This window comes from Ectothiorhodospira lacustris, from assembly GCF_022227845.1.
GTDB classification, from domain to species: domain Bacteria; phylum Pseudomonadota; class Gammaproteobacteria; order Ectothiorhodospirales; family Ectothiorhodospiraceae; genus Ectothiorhodospira; species Ectothiorhodospira lacustris.
The window spans coordinates 52,109-71,356 of sequence record NZ_JAJNQN010000007.1 but is presented as its reverse complement, the minus strand read 5'-3'; the positions used below and the strand labels follow the sequence as shown (position 1 = coordinate 71,356).

Annotated in this window: 17 protein-coding genes; 5 read left to right on the top strand and 12 right to left on the bottom strand. The window is 62.1% G+C overall.

Annotated features, from left to right (window positions below; all coding sequences use genetic code 11):
- Positions 1–4: 4 nt before the first annotated feature.
- A complete protein-coding gene (locus LQ956_RS07075) occupies positions 5–1,495 on the bottom strand; it encodes an ammonia-forming cytochrome c nitrite reductase subunit c552 (protein WP_238629659.1) in 1,491 nt (496 codons plus the stop codon).
- Positions 1,496–1,647: 152 nt separating this feature from the next.
- Positions 1,648–2,199, bottom strand: a complete 552-nt coding sequence (locus LQ956_RS07070) for a DUF2058 domain-containing protein (RefSeq protein ID WP_238622352.1) — start codon at positions 2,197–2,199, stop codon at positions 1,648–1,650.
- 84 nt (positions 2,200–2,283) lie between these two features.
- Between LQ956_RS07070 and LQ956_RS07065 the strand changes: the two genes are divergently transcribed.
- Positions 2,284–2,772 (top strand): LEA/WHy family protein, encoded by a 489-nt coding sequence (locus LQ956_RS07065; RefSeq protein WP_238622353.1) that lies wholly within the window; start codon positions 2,284–2,286, stop codon positions 2,770–2,772.
- Between the two features lie 28 nt (positions 2,773–2,800).
- On the opposite strand, the gene LQ956_RS07060 is transcribed toward LQ956_RS07065, so the two are convergent.
- Both LQ956_RS07060 and gloA read right to left on the bottom strand, forming a co-directional pair.
- On the bottom strand, positions 2,801–3,490 hold the full coding sequence (locus LQ956_RS07060; protein WP_238629658.1) for an MOSC domain-containing protein: 690 nt from the start codon (positions 3,488–3,490) through the stop codon (positions 2,801–2,803).
- Positions 3,487–4,029, bottom strand: coding sequence for a lactoylglutathione lyase (gene gloA / locus LQ956_RS07055; RefSeq protein ID WP_430733401.1), 543 nt, complete (start codon positions 4,027–4,029; stop codon positions 3,487–3,489). The genes LQ956_RS07060 and gloA overlap by 4 nt, the downstream gene beginning before the upstream one ends.
- A 162-nt stretch (positions 4,030–4,191) precedes the next feature.
- Here gloA and LQ956_RS07050 point away from each other — a divergent pair, with 162 nt between their 5' ends.
- The 4 genes from LQ956_RS07050 to LQ956_RS07035 all read left to right on the top strand — a co-directional run bounded on the left by LQ956_RS07050 (position 4,192) and on the right by LQ956_RS07035 (position 11,961).
- Entirely contained in the window at positions 4,192–5,781 is a 1,590-nt protein-coding gene (locus tag LQ956_RS07050) for a BCCT family transporter (protein ID WP_238622355.1), read from the top strand.
- A 17-nt stretch (positions 5,782–5,798) separates the two neighbouring features.
- The gene (locus LQ956_RS07045) at positions 5,799–6,413 is read left to right on the top strand and encodes a BMC domain-containing protein (RefSeq protein WP_238622356.1); all 615 of its coding nucleotides are present in this window, start codon (positions 5,799–5,801) and stop codon (positions 6,411–6,413) included.
- A 92-nt stretch (positions 6,414–6,505) separates the two neighbouring features.
- Complete coding sequence (locus tag LQ956_RS07040) at positions 6,506–11,050, top strand: PAS domain S-box protein (RefSeq protein ID WP_347402064.1); 4,545 nt, start codon at positions 6,506–6,508, stop codon at positions 11,048–11,050.
- On the top strand, positions 11,050–11,961 hold the full coding sequence (locus tag LQ956_RS07035) for a diguanylate cyclase domain-containing protein (RefSeq protein WP_238629657.1): 912 nt from the start codon (positions 11,050–11,052) through the stop codon (positions 11,959–11,961). Before LQ956_RS07040 ends, LQ956_RS07035 begins: the two co-directional genes overlap by 1 nt.
- A 24-nt stretch (positions 11,962–11,985) precedes the next feature.
- Here LQ956_RS07035 and LQ956_RS07030 read toward each other — a convergent pair whose 3' ends face one another.
- From LQ956_RS07030 to LQ956_RS06995, 8 genes are read right to left on the bottom strand one after another with little or no spacing between them, the layout of a single operon-like run.
- Positions 11,986–12,768 carry a ParA family protein gene (locus LQ956_RS07030; protein ID WP_238622359.1) on the bottom strand — a complete coding sequence of 261 codons (783 nt, stop codon included), beginning with the start codon at positions 12,766–12,768 and terminating at the stop codon, positions 11,986–11,988.
- A gap of 34 nt (positions 12,769–12,802) precedes the next feature.
- Complete coding sequence (locus tag LQ956_RS07025) at positions 12,803–14,077, bottom strand: methyl-accepting chemotaxis protein (RefSeq protein ID WP_238622360.1); 1,275 nt, start codon at positions 14,075–14,077, stop codon at positions 12,803–12,805.
- A 9-nt stretch (positions 14,078–14,086) separates the two neighbouring features.
- Positions 14,087–14,461 (bottom strand): response regulator, encoded by a 375-nt coding sequence (locus LQ956_RS07020; protein ID WP_238622361.1) that lies wholly within the window; start codon positions 14,459–14,461, stop codon positions 14,087–14,089.
- A gap of 4 nt (positions 14,462–14,465) precedes the next feature.
- Positions 14,466–14,708, bottom strand: a complete 243-nt coding sequence (locus tag LQ956_RS07015) for a hypothetical protein (protein WP_238622362.1) — start codon at positions 14,706–14,708, stop codon at positions 14,466–14,468.
- Positions 14,708–17,389: a chemotaxis protein CheA gene (locus LQ956_RS07010; RefSeq protein WP_238629656.1), complete on the bottom strand. Its 2,682-nt coding sequence runs from the start codon at positions 17,387–17,389 to the stop codon at positions 14,708–14,710. Before LQ956_RS07010 ends, LQ956_RS07015 begins: the two co-directional genes overlap by 1 nt.
- Positions 17,386–17,763, bottom strand: a complete 378-nt coding sequence (locus tag LQ956_RS07005; RefSeq protein WP_238621840.1) for a response regulator — start codon at positions 17,761–17,763, stop codon at positions 17,386–17,388. Before LQ956_RS07005 ends, LQ956_RS07010 begins: the two co-directional genes overlap by 4 nt.
- On the bottom strand, positions 17,760–18,611 hold the full coding sequence (locus LQ956_RS07000) for a CheR family methyltransferase (RefSeq protein WP_238621839.1): 852 nt from the start codon (positions 18,609–18,611) through the stop codon (positions 17,760–17,762). The genes LQ956_RS07005 and LQ956_RS07000 overlap by 4 nt, the downstream gene beginning before the upstream one ends.
- Positions 18,611–19,237, bottom strand: coding sequence for a HEAT repeat domain-containing protein (locus tag LQ956_RS06995; RefSeq protein ID WP_238629655.1), 627 nt, complete (start codon positions 19,235–19,237; stop codon positions 18,611–18,613). Before LQ956_RS06995 ends, LQ956_RS07000 begins: the two co-directional genes overlap by 1 nt.
- Between the last annotated feature and the right edge of the window lie 11 nt (positions 19,238–19,248).

Genomic DNA, 19,248 nt, shown 5'->3' with positions numbered 1-19,248 from the left:
GGTCTCAACGCAGACGCTGGTTACCGTCCCAGATCAGCTCTGCTTCCGGCAGCAGGGGCAGATAGCCGAGCCAGGGGTGGCTCTCCAGATGAGCCGGATCCTGCTGCAGCTTGCGGCTGTGTTCCCGGATGGGCGGGACCAGTTCACCGATGGGGCGGTCCATGGATTCGGCAATGGCATGGCCGGTGGCCCGAATCGCCAGCTGTATCGCCTCGTCGCTGTACTGCTGGGAAGAAGCCAGTGTATCCAGGGCCTTCACCGGATTGTGGGCGCCGGCGCTGTTCTCGGCGGAGACGTAGTCCCAGAACCATTGTCCCTTGCGCACCTTTTCCCTGGCCTGAGTCAGCAGGACCTGATCCACACCGGGCCATTCCATGGCCTGACGCACGGCCTCGTGGGCGCGCACGGACTTTTCCTGGGCGATGTTGAGCTGACGCCATACCCGGGCCTGATTGTATTCGGTGCGCTGCTTGAGCTGGGCCGGGGTGAGCTGATCGTGGCAGCCCAGGCAGGCACTGCGGATCATCGCCTCGCTCTTGAGGGGCGAGGTCCAGTGATGGGCGGTGATGGCGGCCGGTCCCACCCGAACCCGGGGCATGTGGCAGTCGGCGCAGCTGACCCCGGCCTGGGCATGGACGCTGTCATGGAACATTTCGTATTCCGGGTGCTGGGCCTTGAGCATGGGGGTTTTCGACACCGCATGCACCCAGTCCCGGAACTGACCGCTGAAGCCGTCCCGGTCCGGGTCCCCGGCGGACTTGAAGCGGTAGATGTCCTCCGGATTCATGCCTTCATCCCAGGGCAAGTGGGGCTTGGCGGCAACCCCGTGTTCGCCGGTTTCAAAGTAGTACTCCACGTGGCACTGGGCGCAGACCAGGGTGCGCATTTCGTCCCGTGAAGCCTGTCGCCAGTCTCGTCCCTGGCGTTCGAGGGCTTCGGTCAGCGGGACGTTGGTGATGACCAGACGCATGTGATCCGACGGGTCGTGGCAGTTGGTGCAGCCGATGGTGTGCCGGTCCGGGTCCAGGACGGTGCGGAAGCGGTGGAAGTTCATGGCCCAGAAGTCGTCGCCGTAACGGGCCAGCAGCTGGGGCATGGCGTTGGTCTTGCAGTTGTAGCAGGTGGCGGGCAGGCCGGCGTGTTCATCGTAACGGTTGACCCGGTCGGTATGGGTGACGTCCTGCAGGGCGAAGGTATGGCCGCGGGCGCGGTCGTAGTGGTACATGAACGGATAGCCCAGCCAGAGGTTCTTCAGGTAGGGCTGAGCGTGCTTGTAGCCCTTGGGAAGGGGATTGAAGTCATCGTGTTTGCGATGGGGGATGGAGCCGCCGAATTCGGTCATCCGGGTGTCGTCCCGGTTCTCCAGGTAGGACTGGTACTGGGGCAGATGCCGGAAGGCGGCATTGCCTTCCCCCGGGTCCAGGTCTTCGGCCGTGAGCCATGGCGGTATGACAAGCAGGCCGGTGACGGCAAGCAGAGTGTTGAGACTGCGCATGACGCCCTCCCCAGGATATACCCGCAGGACCGGCCGGAACGTCTGCCGTCACGGTCGGGTGGATGGATGCCCTTGACCCTGAGGATAGCAGGTGTTCTGGCATGGGACGGGTCAGCGCGGCTTTCGCTGACCCAGGTCAGCGGTCGGTGTCGTCACCACATCAGGTCGTCCGGCACCTCATATCCGGCGTAGGGGTCATCCTCGTCCTTCTCCGTTTTCTGCGCCGGCTCGTTGAGCAGCACCAGCCGTGAGGCATCCCGTTCCCGGATCTTTTCCGCCGCCTCCCTGGGCACGATGTCGTAGTGTTCGTCATCCAGGGTGACGATGCCCAGTCGGCCGTTGCCCAGTCGGTCCCGCTGTTCCCGGGTCACCAGGATGCGCCGGACGGCGCTGCCGTGCTGGAAGTGGTAGGGCAGTTCCGCGTCTTTCCGGGACAGGCGGTGGGTGTCCACCAGCTGCCGGACCTGGGCTTCCAGGGCACGGCGCTCGGCCGCCTCCTTTTGCCGGCGATTCAGTTCCCGGGATCGCTCCGCCTCAAGGCGACGTGCCTCTTCCGCCGCTTTCAGTGCCGGGTCCGGGGCGGCTTCCGTCTTGTCCCTGGGTTGACCCTTGCGCTTGCGGGCCTCGTCGTGCCGCACCTTCTTGACACGCTTCTCGTCCACCAGCCCCGCTTTGAGGAGCTGTTCTTGAAATGGGTTGGCCATGGCAATTCCGGGATTTGGGCGATGGGAGTGGGTGGATTATTCTACCCGCTCACGTCTCAAAGTGCAGATGCACAGGCCCGCCCCATGAGCAAACATCCGTTCTCGCCCCGTCGTCGTCTTTTTCTTCTGTCCGCCGGCGTCTTGCTGGTATCCGGCTGCGCCGGCATGCGGCCCGGCTACGAGACCCCGTCCCTGCTGCTGGACTCCTTCCGGACCCTGCCTTCCGATTCCCTCTCGCCCCGGTTTCTCATCGGGTTGCGGGTGGTCAATCCCAATCCGACGCCGCTGCCCCTGCGGGGCATGAGCTACCACGTGGAACTGGAGGGGCGGCGGCTGATCACCGGCGTGGCCAGTGACCTGAAGACGGTGCCCGCCTATGGGGAGCAGATCGTCGAAGTGCAGGCGGGGATCGATCTCATCAACGGGTTGCGGCTGTTCAATGACCTGCTCGGTCAGACCCAGCGGGATACCTTCCGCTACACCCTGAAGGCCCGGATGGACACGGGGGGACTGAGCCGATTCCTGACTCTGGAGGAGGCGGGGGAGATCTCGCTGGCGGGAGTGCGCCGCTGATGCCCATCCCCACCGGCGAGAGGGCGGGTCAGGGGAACAGGCGACCCTGGTCCGCCTGCCGCCGTCGATAATCCAGCCGTTGATGGAACCGGTCCCGATACACCTTCGCCAGCGGCGCCAGCTCGGCCAGGGCCTGGAGGCCGGCATCGTCGGCCTCGGTGTCCATGTGGACCGCCCAGACCCGGGCGACAGTCACCCGGGCGGGATGGGGCTCGATGCGTTCCAGTGGTGCATTCGGGGCCACCCATCCGGGCTCCAGGGTGCGGTAGAGCCAGCCGATGGCACCGCTGTGGGACATGCGCCGGTTCAGTCTCGGTGCCTCATGACGGGCCTCCAGGGTGCTGCAGGGGGAGCGGGGTTGGCTCACCTGGATCACCGCCTCGCCCCAGCGAAAGCAGTCACCGATGCAGATCTCCCTTTCCGACAGTCCTTCGGTGCTGAGATTCTCGCCGAAGGCACCCGGCGCCAGCTCACCGTCCAGGAAAGGATAGTGCCTGATCCACAGGGCATAGTGCTGGGCCGGGTAATGACACACGGTCCGGTCGGGGCCGCCGTGATGCTGCACATCGACCACCCGATCCCCCTTGAAACCGTCCCGATCCAGCCAGGCGGGGGCATCGGTCGCCTGCTTGTCCATGGCGGAAGGGCGACCGCTGGCTTCCACGATCAGCGGTCGGTCCCGCAGGAAGGGACCCCGGGCGGGCCAGGTCTCGCTCATGCGCCGTTGCCCAGCTTGCCCAGTCGGGCCGGTTCCAGGATCTCGATCCAATAGCCGTCCGGGTCGGTGACGAAGGCCACGTCCTTGAGGGCACCTTCCTCGGGCCGCTTGACGAAGGGGACCCGGTTTTCGTCCAGCCAGCGGACGGCATCATCCAGGTCCGGCACGGCAAAACAGATGTGACCAAATCCCTGCGGTGCTTCATTGCCGTCGTGGTAGCTGAAATCGGGCTGGTCTTCCGTACCCCAGTTGTGGGTCAGTTCCAGAATGCCGCGTTGGCTGAAGGTCCACCGGGTGCGTTCGTCCCGGTCCTCGGGAACGGCTTCGTCCGGGTCCATGCGGGCCAGGAAATAGAGGGAGAATTCCAGTTCGGGGAAGTCCAGCTTGCGCAGCAGACGCATGCCGAATATCCGGCTGTAGAAGTCCAGGGACCGTTCCGGCGCCTTGATGCGCAGCATGCAGTGGTTGAGACGAAAACCCTCGGTCCGGGGCGCGGGCGCGGCCGTCATGCCGGGTTCGTTCTCGGTATCAAAGGCCATGGGATGATGCTCCATCGTGATGGGTGAACAGTGTTGTCGACCACGGAACGGGCGGTATGGTTTCAGGCCCGGGCGCCATGGCCGGCCTCGACAAGTTCATGATGATCATACATAGTTTTATGAACTATCCAGCCCCGGATGCCGCCTGGAACACAAACAAGCATGGAAAACCCACGTTTTCTGGATCTGCTCAAGAACCCCGTCTTCACCCTCTCCGCCACCCTGATCGCCATCCTGGCACTGACCGGCGCCCTGATACCGGAACGCTTCGGTAGCGTGACCGGACGACTGTATCTCTTCACCACCGAGCACTTCGGCTGGCTCTACCTCATTTCCGTTTTCTGCTTTGTCATCTTTCTCGTCGGTCTGGCCCTGAGTCGCTACGGCAACATCCGCCTGGGCCGGGAGGATGAGCGTCCCGAGTTTCGCTTCTATACCTGGGTCGGGATGCTGTTTTCCGCCGGATTCGGCATCGGTCTGGTGTTCTGGGGGGTGGCCGAGCCCATGAGTCACTTCTATACCTCGCCGTTCTCCGGCAACGAGGCGCAGACCACCGAGGCGGCCCGAATCGCCATGGGGTATTCCTTCTTTCATTGGGGCGTGAACCAGTGGGCCATCTTTGGCATCGTGGGCCTGGTGATTGCTTACTTCCAGTTTCGCCGCAAGCAGAACGGTCTGGTGTCCACCGCCCTGGAACCGGTGCTGGGCAAGCATCCCTGGGTCAAGGACGGCGTGGACTCCCTGGCGGTGATCGCCACGGTCATGGGGGTGGCCACGTCACTGGGGCTGGGGGTGCTGCAGATGAACGGCGGCCTGAGTGCGGTCTTCGGCATCCCCAATACGGGCTGGGTGCAGATCCTCATCATCATGGGGATTTTCAGCGCCTATATCCTCTCCACCATCACCGGCCTGGGCAAGGGCATCAAATATCTGAGCATCGTCAACATGACTCTGGTGCTGTTCATGTTGCTGGTGGTCTTCATCGCCGGGCCGACGGTGTTCATTCTGGAAACCTTCACCCTGGGCATGGGGGATTATCTGACCCATTTCGTGAATTACAGCCTGCGTCTCACACCTTATGAAGGCGGGGTTTGGGTCAGGGACTGGACCCTGTTCTACTGGGCCTGGGTGATCGCCTGGTCACCCTTCGTCGGGGCCTTCGTGGCACGGGTGTCCCGGGGCCGGACCATCCGGGAATTCATTTTCGGGGTGATGATCGTGCCGCCCCTGATCGCCTGCTTCTGGTTTGCCGTCTTCGGTGGTACCGCGCTCTACAGCGATCTCAATGCGGGCACTCAGATCGCCGAGGCGGTGAACCGGGACGTGACCGTGGCCCTGTTCGAGTTGTTCAACATCCTGCCGTTTTCCACCCTGTTGTCGCTGATGGCCCTGCTGCTCATCACCACCTTCCTGATCACCTCGGCGGATTCGGCCTCCTACATCCTGGGCAGCATGACCACCCGGGGCAGCCTGACACCGCCGCTGGTGGTGAAGATCATCTGGGGGGTGCTGATCTCGGCCATCGCCGGGGCGTTGCTCTTCGCCGGCGGCCTGGAAGCCCTGCAGACGGCCTCCCTGGTGGCGGCGGTGCCGTTCTGCATCATCATGATCCTGATGGTGGCGGCCCTGGTCCGGCTGCTGCGCCGGGATGTCCTGCCCATCAGCAAGACGGACATGCGACGTTTCCTCAAGGTTCGGGCACGGCTGGATGAACTGGAAGGCAAGAACAAGGATGATGACAAGGTTTCTTAAATCAACGGGCGACTTTGATGATCAAGCTCAGAACCTATGTTTTCATGGACTCCCTGCAGCCGCAGCTGGCGGCCTACATGGCCACGGTCTCCCAGGGTTTTCTGCCGGTGCCGGGAGACGCCTGCTTGTGGATCGAGGTGTCGCCGGGAATGGCGGTGCACCGGCTCACCGACATGGCCCTCAAGGCGACGCGGGTGCGTTTGGCCCAGCAGGTGGTGGAGCGGGCCTACGGCTCGATGGTGATTCACCAGCGGGACCAGAGCGACGTGCGCGAGGCGGGCAGGGTGCTGCTATCCCGCCTCGGGGCGCGCCAGGAAGACCGTGAAACCTGCCGGGTCGCCTGGCAGGAAACCATCCGCGGCATCACCCCGGATCACAGTGTTTTGATCAACCGCCAGAACCGCCGTGGCTCCATGATCCTGCCGGGGGAGAGCCTGTTCATCCTGGAAACGGAACCGGCCGGTTACGTGGTCTACGCCGCCAATCAGGCGGAAAAGGCGGCCAGCATCACCCTCATCGACGTCCGCGCCGTGGGCGCCTTCGGGCGTTTGACCCTGTCTGGCAGCGAGGCGGACGTAGATGCCGCGGCGGAAGCGGCATTGGCGGCGGTGAGATATCCGGCGGGAATCTGAGACGGCGAGGATTTCCCGGTGTGCCTCGGAACACAGTCTTCTCACCGCTCGTTCGGCCTGGCCGGGAGTTCCGGTGCCTTTGAGGTAAGCCAATGTTTTTTCCCCGACTGAGCAGTATTGCAACACGTTGCGTGGTCACGCTCCCCGCCACGGCAACTCTGACCGATGCGATGAACAGTATGAGTCGGCATGACATTCGTACCGTGGTGGTCCTCGGCGCGGATGGCTACCGTCTGATTCTTTCGGGCATGCTGCTCTCATTCCAGGTTAGAGGTATGGCCATGTCCACGCCGCTGGCGTCGCTGGAACTGCCCGAAGCCGTCATCCTTGACCCGGCAGACTCCGTCCTGGATGGACTCAAGGCGATACGCAACCGTTCCGAGCACATCTGTCTGGTGGATCGGGATGGTGAGCTTGCCGGCATCGTCAGCTACAGCGATCTGGCCGCCAGCCTGGATCCCAGGATGCTGGCCGAGACTCAGAATCTGGGCGAGCTGCTGCAGGGCGGTCAGCCGCTGGCGGTGGATGATCAGCTGCCTGCCAGTGAAGTCATGCGCCTGATGGACCTGGGGAAATGCACTGCCACCGTCGCCGTCCGCCACGATAGACCCGCAGGCATCCTGACCCAGCGGGACGTCATCCGTTTGCTGCAATCCGGTGCCGATCTGAACGGGCCTGTCGCTGATTACATGACTTGCCCCGTACTGACCCTGGATGAGCACGCCACCATTGCCGAGGCACTGACGTTTTGCCGTGAAAGACACATCAAGCGGGTCGTTGTCGTGGACGCCGAAGGGCGTCTTAGTGGTCTTGTCAGCCAGAAAGAGCTGGTGAGCCTCTACTACAACCGTTGGTTCAGTTTGCTCAGGAATCATCAGCAGGAACTGGATTCACTCAACCGCGAGCTGACTGAAATCAATCAGGCGCTCAGTACGCTGACCGATGAGGTGCCGGCGGGTCTGGTCGTCGTTGATGCCAAGGGTCTGATCATCAGGATCAATCAAGCGGTCTCGGAACTGTTGGATCATGCGGCCGAGGAGATGCTGGGTCGGCCCGTGATGGATTTCTTTCAATGCGGCAATTACGGCACTCTGGGTCCGTCATCCTCGGAGTGGTTGCTTTGCGACCGGACCGACAGCTTCATTCCGCGGGGACAGTGCCGGGTATTGCAATGCTTGGAACGACGCCAGAGCTATCAGGGTGATGAGGTGATGGTGCGCAAGGATGGGATGGGCGTGGCGGTGGAGCTCAAGGCAAAGCCCCTGGGCGAATCCGGTAACTTCCTGCTGCTGTTTCAGGACGTGACTGCGGCGGTCGCCCGTTCCCGGCAGCTGGAGCGGGAATTGCAGCTGTTTACAGGGGGGCCGGTCATGGTCTGTGTGTGGCTCCCCACGCCTGGCTGGCCGTTGCGTTATGTTTCCACCAATGTGCTGCACGTGCTTGGCTTTTCGGTCGAGTCCATGCTGGCGCCGGATTTCCTGTTCGCGGATCTGGTCCATCCTGACGATCTGCCTCGGCTGGAACGGGACAGAGCCATTGATCTGGCCAATCGTGTCACCGCTATCGAGCAACATTATCGATTGCGTAACAGTGCCGGTCGGTATCAGTGGTTTTATGAACACTCGGTACCGGAGTACGACGATGCGGGCAACCTGCTCGTGCTGCGGGGGTACTTGCTGGATCAGACCCAGGAGATCAGTACCCGGAGGGCGCTGGAGGAAGAGGAGCGCAAGTTTCGCATGCTGTTTGATCTTTATCCGGATGGCGCCTTGTTGCTCGATCCGAAGACCACCCTGCCGCTGAAGTTCAATGCCGCCGCCCACCAGATTCTGGGTTACAGCGCCGAGGCATTCTCCCGTCTGCGTATCCAGGATTATGAGGCTCAGGAGAATCCGGAGGAGGTGGCGGCGCATGTGTCGAAGGTCATGGCGCAGGGGCGGGATGATTTCGGGACCCGGATGCGTCGCATGGACGGCAGCCTGATCCATGCAAATGTTTCCGTGGTGAGCATGGGGCTGAGTTCCGGTCCCTGTCTGCTGGTGGTGTTCAGGGACATCACGGCGCAGAAAAAAAACGAAATGCATCTGCTTGAGAGCAGGGAACGGCTCAAGCTCGCCACCGAGGCGGCCAATATCGGCATCTGGGACTATGACATTGCCAACGATGTGCTGCTCTGGGACGAGGGGATGCTCAGGGTTTATGGGGTGGATCACCAGGCTTTCCGTGGTTGCTTCAGGGACTGGCAGTCTCGGGTCCTGCCCGAATCGCTCCCGGCCGTGCTGGAGGCATTCGAGCGCCTGCTGAAGGATGATGCCCGTTTCGACGTGGAGTTCCAGATACAGAGATACCGGGATGGGGCACACAGGACATTGCGTGGTCTGGCTCAGGTCAGGCGCAACGAGTTCGGCGAGGCGGTACGTGTGGTCGGCGTCAATGAGGACATCACGGATCGGGTCACGGCCGCCCGGGAACTGGCGGCACAGGAAGCCAAGTTTCGTGGTTTGTTCGAACTGTCCCCGGTCGGGATCGCCATGAATGATTACAGGACCGGGCAGTTCCTCGAATTCAACCGGGCGATCAACGAGCCTGCCGGCTATGCCCCAGAGGAGTTCAGGCAGCTCAGTTATTGGGAGCTGACGCCCGAGTGCTACCTGCCCGAGGAGGAAAAGGTACTGGCCTCCCTGGAAGCGACCGGTCTCTACGGACCGTTCGAAAAGGAATACATTCGCAAGGACGGCAGTCGCTATCCGGTGCTGCTCCATGGATTCAAGACCACGGACCAGGAAGGGCGGGAAGTGATCTGGTCCATCATTCAGGATATTTCCCATATCAAGCAGGCACAGGCGGCGGCCGAGCGCGCCAATCGCGCCAAGGGTGAGTTTCTGGCCAACATCAGTCATGAGATCCGGACCCCCATGAATGCGGTCATCGGCATGACCGAATTGTTACTGAATACCCCTATGGATGAGCGGCAGCAGGATTATCTTGTGAAGATACGTGATGCTTCGCGCATGCTGCTGAGTATCATCAATGACATCCTGGACTATTCGAAAATCGAGGCCGGCAGGCTGGAGCTGGACTGTCACCCTTTCCATCTCGATGAACTGCTGGATCGCATGCGTGCCCTGTTCGCCCTCGCGGCGGAAACCAAGGGTATCGAGCTGATCCTGGAGCAGGAGACCGACAGCGGGCTGATGGTGGAGGGGGATTTTCTGCGCCTGTGTCAGGTCCTGAGCAATCTGTTGAGCAATGCCGTCAAGTTCACCGAACAGGGACGGGTGACCCTGGCAATTCATCAGCTTGCCCTGAGCGACGATGATGCCTCGGTGCGATTGCGTTTCCAGGTTCGAGATACCGGCATCGGGATCAGCGAGCCGCAACAGACCAAGCTGTTTCTTCCCTTCTCCCAGGCGGATTCTTCCACCACCCGCAAATACGGCGGCACCGGGCTGGGTCTGGCGATCAGTTGCAGATTGTTGGCCCGGATGGGCGCTGAGCTGGAGCTTCGATCCGTGCCCGGCCAGGGTAGTCTGTTCCAGTTCGAACTACAGCTTCCCCTGTCCAGTGAGGCCCCTGCGGAATCGATGACTGATGGCCTGGCCGGCGGGAAAACCCGGCCACCCTCTTTCCCCGGTCAGACCATACTGCTGGTGGAGGATAATGCCCTCAATCAGGAAGTGGCCACTCAAATCCTCAAAAAAACCGGTGTTCAGATCATACCGGTCTGTAATGGCCTGGAGGCTATCAATCTGCTGGAGCGGCAGCCTGTCGATCTGGTACTCATGGATTTGCAGATGCCGGTGATGGATGGCATTGAAGCGACACGGCGTATCCGGCGGCTTTTTCCGGATTTGCCGGTCGTGGCGTTATCTGCGGCAGCCATGGACGATGATCGGCTGCGTGCCCGGGTAGCGGGTGTGAGCGGCTATCTGACCAAACCGATCGATCCCCAAGCCCTGTTCGCCATGTTGAGGCAGTGGCTGCATGAAGATACCATGCCGGTCGGGGATGACACCGTGTCGTCTTCCCTTCGTGATCTGTTCCCTGGCATGTCTGGGTTTGATCTGGATCGTGGTCTGAAGACTTTTGCAGGAGATGTCACTCTGTATCTGAGTATGCTTCATCGCTTCAATCTGCAATTGCAGTCCGAATTTGCGGATATGGTGACAGTCCTGAACCGCCCCCGGTCTGAAATAATCCAGCGCAAGCTTCACACCCTCAAGGGTTTGGCAGGAACGCTGGGCGCAAGCCGTCTGGAAAAATGCACGAGAGCCATGGAGCAGGCCAGTGCGAAAACCTCGGGTATTCCTGAGCAAATGCGTGCATCGTTCATCGACGCCTTGAGCGAGGTCCGATCAAGTCTGTCCACCTTGCCGGTGGACCCTGTTGTTGAGGATGGCCCGGATGATGATCCCGAATCCGTCAGAAGGGTGATGCGGGCCATGCATGCGTCCCTGCTGGCAGGTGAGTGGGTGGCCGCCAACAACATACGCATGGTGATCCATTATTTGCAGCGACACGTGGATGGAATACAGGTGATCGAGCTGAGGCGACTGCTGGATACCCTCGACCATGAGCCCGCTGCCGATCTGTTGCGAAAAATGGCATCCGACGCCGGTCTGGAGATTGAAGTCTGATGTTGAACGAGGTCAAGGCCACGGTGCTGATCGTTGACGATCAGCCCGCCAACATTCATGTATTGGCCAATCTGTTGAGCAGTGAGTACCGTCTTCTGACCGCGACCCGGGCGGAAAAGGCCCTGATCCTGGCCGGCAGGGAACCGGCTCCGGATCTGATCCTGCTGGATGTACTCATGCCGGACATGGATGGTTATGAGTTGTGCTATCGGCTCAAGGAGGATGCGCGTACCCGGCACATCCCGGTGATCTTCGTGACGGCGCTGGATCATGATGTCAACGAGGAAAAGGGTTTCAACCTGGGGGCGGCGGATTACATTTCCAAGCCTTTCAATCCGGCCATTGTCCGTGCCCGGGTGCGTAATCACATCAATTACAAGCTCAAGGCCGACCGACTGGAGCGGATATCGCTTCAGGACAGTCTGACGGAGCTTCCGAACCGGCGTCATTTCGACCAGAAACTGGCGGAGGAATGGTCACGCCTGTCCCGTCATGTCCCTTCCTGCCTGTCCCTGCTCATGATCGATGTCGACTGTTTCAAATCCTACAACGATCATTACGGCCATGGGGCGGGAGATGTCGTCCTGCGCCGGGTGGCGCAGGTGCTGAAAGACAGTATCGCCAGACCTTCGGATTTTGTCGCCCGATACGGGGGCGAGGAGTTTGTTGCCCTGCTACCGGATACGGATGCCCAGGGTGCCCGGCACGTTGGGGAGTGCATGGTGGCGGCGGTGAGAGACTTGAAGCTCCCCCATGAGTATTCCGGCGTCTCTCCCTGCCTGACCGTCAGTGTCGGTATTGCCACCCGTGCCGCCCCGGCACCGCTGCCGTCCGCGGAAGCACTCAAGCAGGCGGCGGATCAGGCGCTCTATCGGGCCAAGGCCCATGGACGCGACCGGGTGATGGAGTGAGCGCCTGAACGAACGATCCGGGTTTCAGGCTCGCATGCGTTGTTCGATGAGCCCGAAGACCGTCTTGTAATCCTCATTGCCGCGACTGCGGGGCGCATACAGTCGGATGGGCCGCCCGGCGGCGAAGGATTCCGCCAGCTTGATGTCGTTGCGGATCCCCCCCAGCACCCGGTCCTCGCCGAACTGCCGGGCCACCTGATCGCGGACGGTCTGATGCTGCCTGATTCGCATGTCCAGCATCACCGGCAATACCCCCATCAGACGCAGGTTGGCATTGCTGCGCATGGCTACCTTGAAAAAGACCTTCGACAGTTGCCGGACCCCTTCACCGGCCAGGGGGTGCGGCATGAACGGGATGACCGCCCAGTGGGCGGCCGCCAGGGCATTGAGCAGCAGATGATCCAGGGAAGGGGGGGAGTCGATCACGACCTGATCATAGCGGGATGTCAGTGCCGGATCCGCCAGTGCCTGTGCCAGCACCTGCTCGTCATCGGGTGCGCTGCCGTGCTGGAAATCCGGATTGGCGGGGGCCAGGTCCAGGCCCAGGCAGCAGGTGGGATAGCGTGTGTCCAGCAGGCCGATGCCGTTGTCCTGGAAGAGGTGGTGCACCGTGGGTCGGTCAGGGGACGGGGTAACGCCAAGACCCAGGGCGCAGTGCCCCTGGGTATCCAGGTCGATCAAGAGGGTACGACGACCCGCTGCGGCGAACTCCGCCGCCAGGTTGACCGCCGTGGTGGTCTTGCCGGTCCCCCCCTTGCGGTTGCTGACCACCAGCACGGTGGGGCCGGTCCTGTCTGCCGCGCTCATGGATGCAGCGTTTCCTTGAGGGCGATGCGTGGCATCAGAATAGCTCAATGCGCGGTCCCGCATCGGCCGTGGTCGTCTGATGCCGATTGTCGGGGTGACTGTGCCGGGATTCATCCTCCAGGTAACGAGCCAGCAACTGCTGCAGATCCTCGGGGAGCCCCTGGAAACCTGTCGGTGACTGCTCCACGCCGGCGTAGAGCCGGCAGCGTTCCGCCAGGGTATCGGTCATGCGGGTCAGTCGTTGGCCCTCCACGTCTTGATACTGCATCAGGCCCAGCATGTCGGCAATCTGCTCCGCCAGTTCGGTATTGTGCTGGGTGACCACGGAAAACAGGGTTTTGTAGAACTGACGCATGTCCTCGTAGCTGTCCTGCAGCTTCTGGAAGGCATCGACCACCTGGGTGGCCTTTTCCAGATGGTGGTGGGAGTCGCCGAGGTCGCTGGTGGCCAGACTGCGCTCCACGGCTGACAGCGCCTGACTGAGACCGGACTCGATGGTGTCGGCTGCCGTTGAGGCACGGTTGGCCAGGGCGCGTACCTCGGTGGCCACGACGGCAAATCCGCGGCCCGAGTCTCCGGCGCGGGCGGCCTCGATGGCGGCATTCAGGGCCAGCAGGTTGGTCTGTTGGCTGATCTGCTGGATGGACGCGGCCAATCCTTCCAGTTGCTTGACCTCCTGGAGGATATGGTGGATCACCTCGGCGTCCTGGCGGATCTTGTCCGGCAGTTCGCGGACGAAGCCGGCAATCTTGTTCATGTCCTCCACACCCTGCTGGATGTCCACCGCCATGGTGGAGGCATTGGCACTGGAATGGTGCAGGTACTCCAGCAGTTTTCCGGCCGCCTCGTTGAGCCGGCCGGTCCGTTCGATGATGCCCAGGGTGGAGGTCTCGCTGTCCTGCAGGTTCTGCTGCAAACAATCCTGAAAGGCCTGGTCCATGTCGGCGGTGGCGTGCATGGCATTGCGGCTGGCCTGCAGCTGTGTCTCGGTCTTGACGAGTTCATCGTCCAACTCTTCCAGGGTGTGGCCCAGGGAGCCCGCATTGCGATAGCTGGTGCGAAAGAACACCAGGCCGGCGAGGAAATTGGTGCTCAGCAGGGCAATGGCCACCAGGACCGCCAGTACCGTTGCTTCACTGATGCCCAGCCACTGGGACAGCCGCTCCGGCCAGGCGTGGGTGTGATAGACCATGAGAGACAGCAGCAGGGTGCCCAGCACCGTGGAGATCGCCATGTTGCGGCGCAGGGTGCGGGCCTGCCGTACCGATGCCTCGGCCAGTTTTCTGCGCTGCTCCGTCAAGACCGTCATGGAGTGTCCTCAGGCGCCGGGCAGGACTTGCTTGATGACCTTGACCAGGTCGGTGCCACTCACCGGCTTGAGCAACCATCCGGTGGCACCCAGTTTCTTGGCCTCGTCCCGCTTGGCCTGCTGGCTTTCCGTGGTCAGGGCCAGGATGGGAGTGAAGCGCATGCCGGGCAGGGCGCGGGCATGACGGATGAAGTCGATCCCGCCCATGCGGGGCATGTTGATGTCGGTGATGATCAGGTCGGGCTTGACGCCTCCCTTGAGCTTGTCCAGCGCCTGCTGACCGTCATGGGCCGTCTCCACGGTGAAGCCGGCGATCTGCAGGCTGGTCTTCAGACTCATGACCATGGTGACTGAATCATCCACCACAAGGATGGTCTTGGGCATGGAGTCATTCCTCTTGATTGAGTGCGTGCCTGAGCCAGTCCGCCAGCATGGGGTCATCAGGCCAGGTGGTGATGTGGGGGCGGGTGGCCATCAGTACCTGCAGATTGGCGGCATGCAGATGGGTACAGGCGGCCAGATTCACCGGGCCGCCGGGGTGCTTGAGCAGCCAGTCGAGCAGGGTCTCGGCGTCCTCAACGCCCAGTATGTCACTCACCCGCAGGGTGTCTGCGTTGGTTTCGATGCCCATCACAGCAGTTCCCGGGGATTGAGCACCAGCAGTACCGAGCCGTCCCCCAGCAGGGCGGAGCCGGCATAGCCCTGCAGGTTGCCGAGGAAACCGGCCAGGGGTTTGAGGATGATGTCCACGGTCTCGCGACAGTCATCCACGATGATGCCGAGAAGATCATTTTCGATGCGTACCACCACCACGGCCATTTCACCATCCTCATTGGGGTGCTGGGCTTCGTCCAGGGCCAGCAGGTCGTTGAGCGCCACCAAGGGCACCACACGGCCCCGCAGAACCGTGGTCATCCGGTGCTTGATGCGCCGGATATCAGTCTGTGCCACCCTCACGGTTTCCGCCACCGCATCCATGGATACCCCGAAGCGCTGTCCGGCGGAAACGATGATCATCACGTTGGTCACGGCCATGGACAGGGGCAAGGACAGCCGCAGTCGGGTTCCCTCGCCGGGCCGGCTTTTGAGGTCTATGCTGCCGTTGACCCGCGCCACCGCCGTGCGCACCACATCCATGCCCACGCCCCGCCCGGACAGGTCGGACACCTGGCTGGCCGTGGAGAAGCCCGGGGCGAAGATCAGATTCAGTGCTTCCTGATCCGTCAGCCGCTCCAGCGCCTGTTCGTCGATGATACCCTTTTCGTAGGCCTTCCGGCGGATCACCGCGGGATCGATGCCGCGGCCGTCGTCGGTGATCTCGATCACCACCCGGTCCGATTCGGAGCGGGCGCTGATGGCGAGGCGGCCTGCGGCGGGCTTGCCGGCAGCGCGACGTTCCTCGGGGGGTTCCAGACCGTGATCCAGGCTGTTGCGGATGATGTGGACCAGGGGGTCGGCCAGGGACTCGATGACGTTCTTGTCCGCCTCCGTGGCCTCGCCTTCCAGCACTAACCGTACTTCCTTGCCCAGTTTGTGCGCAGTATCCCTGACCAGTCTCGGGAACCGCTGGAAGACGAAGGACACCGGCAGCAGCCGAACCTGCATGATGGCGTCCTGCATTTCATCGGCGATGCGATTGAGGGTGCCGTACTGCCCCTTGATCTCCCGGGATAGCTCTCGCACCCCGAACACATCCTCGGCACGGGCGGCCAGATAGGGCAGGGCATTCTTGGCCACGATCATTTCGCCGATGAGGTTCATCAGGCGGTCGATCTTGGCCTGATCCACTTTGATGGCACTGGGGCCGGCATGGGCGTCTTCCATGCGCCGCCCGAACTTACGGGTGTCACCGGGACCGTTTCCCGTGCCTGGGGTTGCGGCAGGGGACACGGGTGCGGCGGTGGGGGGTGCGGCCGGTACGGGATCGGTCCCGACCTTGGCCGGCAGGGCATGTGCGGCCAGCCATCGGGCCAGAGGGGCGGATGCGCTCTGATCCAGGGCGGCCTGCAGGGCCTCATCCAGACCGTCAAGGCGCGTGAGTTGTCCTGCGTGGGTGAAGGCGGCCCGCAGGCTGGCGGCGACGGCCCGCAGACGCCCGGGGAGCCAGGGGGGGGCATCGCTTAAGGCGAGGATTTCGGCCTGGGTCTCGATGATGCCGGCAATGGGGTCGGTGATGCCCTGCACGCTTGCTGCAAGGGAGGGTGGGGCGGCAGCCTTGGCGGTGTCAGTGCCTTGGCTGATACCCGCCCCGTGGCGGATCTCGTCCAGCAACTGTTGCTGCAGCGGGACGTCCTCCGGTCGGGTTTCCAGCACCAGCAGCAGCCAGCGCAGGGCCGAGGCCACCCGCAGCCCGGGTGATGACAGTTCCAGCAGGAGGCGGCTGGCCTGGATCAGGCCTTCATGGTCACCGGACTGCAACTTTGCCGTGGCGGTCTGCAGATATTCCGCCGTGGGGATGCCGTCATGGGCATCCCCGGTGGGCATGACCAGCATCGCCGGGGAAAGGGGACTGAGCTCCACCTGATCGGGGATATAGCGGAAGTGCTCCGTCAGCGCCTGCAGGTCCATCGGGATGATGGATTCAAAGTGGAGCAGGCAGCGGTAGGCATCCAGGGTTTCAGGGGCGGACCAGGGTTCCCGCGCACTCACCCGGCGCCAGAGGGGGGTGGGGAGCTGGGTGATCTGATAGAACGGATCTTCCCCCTTGAAAAAACAGTCTTCGTCGGGCCGATAGCTGACCCAGGAACAGGGTTGTCCATGGACCATCCGGCGGTACGCATCCATGCGTGCGGCTTCGGGTATCCGCGCCAGGGGGAACGTCGAGGCCGGTGGCTCATCGGCACATGAGGTCGTTACCGGAGCAGATGCCATCGCGGGCTCGGGGGCGGGTGTTGCGGGGTTGATCCGTGCGCCCTGGCCCGTGATCAGCTGCCTCAGGGCGTCGGTCAGTGCCAAGGCGGCTGCGGTGCGTTCACTCTCGGCCGGCAGATCACCGTTGCCGTTGCGGAGGATCTCATCCAGCAGGGCGGAGACAAAGTCCATGGCATCAAGCAGCTGATCCGCCAGCGATTGGGAATAGCTGATCCGGCCATCCCTGACCGCATCCATCAGATCCTCGGCGCCGTGCAGCACCCGGGTCAGCTCGGGGAAATCGAACAGCCCGCTGTTGCCTTTGAGGGTATGTACCAGCCGGAACAGTTCATCCATGAGCTCATGATCAGTCGGCGCGTTTTCCAGCTGCAGGAGTCGTTCGCCGATGGACTGGATGGCGTCTCTTGATTCGCTGATGAACTGGTCCAGCAACGGATTCATGACGAATCCCCCTCTCCAAGCAGGCCCCGTACCTGGGGCAGCAGCTGCTCAGGTCTGATCGGCTTGATCATGTAGAGGTTGGCGCCGGCGATCAGGGCACCTTCACGGTCCCTGGGGGATGATTCGGTGGAAATCATGATGGCCGGTGCCTGCGGCATGTTTTTCTCGCGCAATGCCTTGAGAAAACCGTAGCCGTCCAGCTTGGGCATGTTGATATCCACCAGGTAGAGATCGAAGTGACCTTCCGTTTCCAGTTTCTCCAAGGCCTCCAGGCCGTTGATGGCCTCGGTGACGGCGAAGCCCGCCTGTTCGAGGATTTCACGGTGATAGAGCCTGACCGTGGCCGCGTCATCTATGACGAGAATGCGTTTCATCTCGCCTCCAGAGGTTTCTGATACACGATAGCTTCGGGAAAACGCCGGATCTGGAACAGCGAGGAGATACGGCTCATGGATTCGGAATGCCCCAGGCAGATGAAGCCGCCGGGATTGAGGGCATCAAAGAAGGACTCGGCGGTTTTCTTGCGTGACAGGTCGTCGAAATAGATCAGCAGGTTGCGGCAGAAGATCACATCAAACTGTCGGTGACTGCGCATGTCGGCGGTGTCGTGGACGTTCACCCGAGTGAATTCCACCGCCTCCCGCAGACTCTGGCTGATCTGGTAATGGCCGTCCACCCGGCGGAAATATTTCTTCAGCAGCGGGCCGGGCATGTTCTGGATCGCCCGGGCGGCATACAGTCCGTTGCGGGCCTGTTCCAGGATCCGGGTGTCGATATCGGAGGAGATGATCTCCACGTCCCACTGTTCAAGCAATGGCCAGTGTTCCAGCAGATAGATGGCAATGCCGTAGGGTTCCTCGCCGGAGGAGGAGGGGACGGACCAGATACGGATGGGGCGGAAGGACGAGCGCCGGGCAACGATCTCGCGGAGGATGGAATCCACCAGACAGCGGAACTGATACTCCTCGCGGAAGAAGTAGGTTTCGTTCACCGTCATGGCATTGATCAGCGCCTGCAGTTCGGCACCCGAGGCCTGGAAGCGCAGCATGGTGAAGTAACTGCGAAAGCTCTCGTTGTCGGTGGCGGCCATGCGCTCCAGCAGACGCTTGTCCACGAAATAGCGCTTGCCGTCTTCGAACAGCATGCCGGTTTTTCGATAGAAGAATTCCCGGAACTTCTGAAAATCCTCATCACTGATGACGGAGGGTTTCTGCACGAGCATCACCCGACCCCGATGCGCTTGAGGGCCAGATCGGCGGCAAACCGGATATAGGGCTCCTGGGGAAAACGCTGCTTGAGTGTCTGCAGGGCTTCCCGCGCCCGCAGACTGCCGACTTCACCCAGAAGGTCCAGGGCGGTGGCGCAGACGTTGACCTGATCGTCCTTGAGGATGACCTCGATCAGCCATTCCTCCACGTTGGGGTGGCGCAGGGATTCCAGTACGTTCACGGCAAAAATACGCACATCCGGGTCAGGATCGTGCAGAAGCTGCCCCATGTGGGGCGCCACCGGCTCGGGCAGTTCCTTGAGTACTTCAATGGCGGCATTGCGCCGCAGGGCATGTTCTGAGTACAGGCAGTCAATCAGTCCTCGAACAGCGACATCGTTGGCCATGCAGCCCAGCGAGGTGACGATCACCTGCAGTACGGTGGTATCCGTCTCATGTTGCAGCTGAGTGACCAGGGCCACGGCCGCCGCCGGGTGTTCCGCCAGATCACGGGCGGCCCAGCGACGTTTCATGGGGTCCTCGTCCAGCAGGGTCTGCAGCAGGGTTTCCAGGTTCCTGGGCTCCTGGCGCTCCCCGGGACTGTGGCAGGCGGGTGTGGGTTGTCCCTTTTTCAGTGCCATGAGGGATGCCG

Coding starts and splice junctions, on each gene's coding strand:
- LQ956_RS07075 (WP_238629659.1), bottom strand. CDS start 1,495: ATGCGCAGTCTCAACACTCTGCTTGCCGTCACCGGCCTGCTTGTCATA.
- LQ956_RS07070 (WP_238622352.1), bottom strand. CDS start 2,199: ATGGCCAACCCATTTCAAGAACAGCTCCTCAAAGCGGGGCTGGTGGAC.
- LQ956_RS07065 (WP_238622353.1), top strand. CDS start 2,284: ATGAGCAAACATCCGTTCTCGCCCCGTCGTCGTCTTTTTCTTCTGTCC.
- LQ956_RS07060 (WP_238629658.1), bottom strand. CDS start 3,490: ATGAGCGAGACCTGGCCCGCCCGGGGTCCCTTCCTGCGGGACCGACCG.
- gloA (WP_430733401.1), bottom strand. CDS start 4,029: ATGGCCTTTGATACCGAGAACGAACCCGGCATGACGGCCGCGCCCGCG.
- LQ956_RS07050 (WP_238622355.1), top strand. CDS start 4,192: ATGGAAAACCCACGTTTTCTGGATCTGCTCAAGAACCCCGTCTTCACC.
- LQ956_RS07045 (WP_238622356.1), top strand. CDS start 5,799: ATGATCAAGCTCAGAACCTATGTTTTCATGGACTCCCTGCAGCCGCAG.
- LQ956_RS07040 (WP_347402064.1), top strand. CDS start 6,506: ATGTTTTTTCCCCGACTGAGCAGTATTGCAACACGTTGCGTGGTCACG.
- LQ956_RS07035 (WP_238629657.1), top strand. CDS start 11,050: ATGTTGAACGAGGTCAAGGCCACGGTGCTGATCGTTGACGATCAGCCC.
- LQ956_RS07030 (WP_238622359.1), bottom strand. CDS start 12,768: ATGAGCGCGGCAGACAGGACCGGCCCCACCGTGCTGGTGGTCAGCAAC.
- LQ956_RS07025 (WP_238622360.1), bottom strand. CDS start 14,077: ATGACGGTCTTGACGGAGCAGCGCAGAAAACTGGCCGAGGCATCGGTA.
- LQ956_RS07020 (WP_238622361.1), bottom strand. CDS start 14,461: ATGCCCAAGACCATCCTTGTGGTGGATGATTCAGTCACCATGGTCATG.
- LQ956_RS07015 (WP_238622362.1), bottom strand. CDS start 14,708: ATGGGCATCGAAACCAACGCAGACACCCTGCGGGTGAGTGACATACTG.
- LQ956_RS07010 (WP_238629656.1), bottom strand. CDS start 17,389: ATGAATCCGTTGCTGGACCAGTTCATCAGCGAATCAAGAGACGCCATC.
- LQ956_RS07005 (WP_238621840.1), bottom strand. CDS start 17,763: ATGAAACGCATTCTCGTCATAGATGACGCGGCCACGGTCAGGCTCTAT.
- LQ956_RS07000 (WP_238621839.1), bottom strand. CDS start 18,611: ATGCTCGTGCAGAAACCCTCCGTCATCAGTGATGAGGATTTTCAGAAG.
- LQ956_RS06995 (WP_238629655.1), bottom strand. CDS start 19,237: ATGGCACTGAAAAAGGGACAACCCACACCCGCCTGCCACAGTCCCGGG.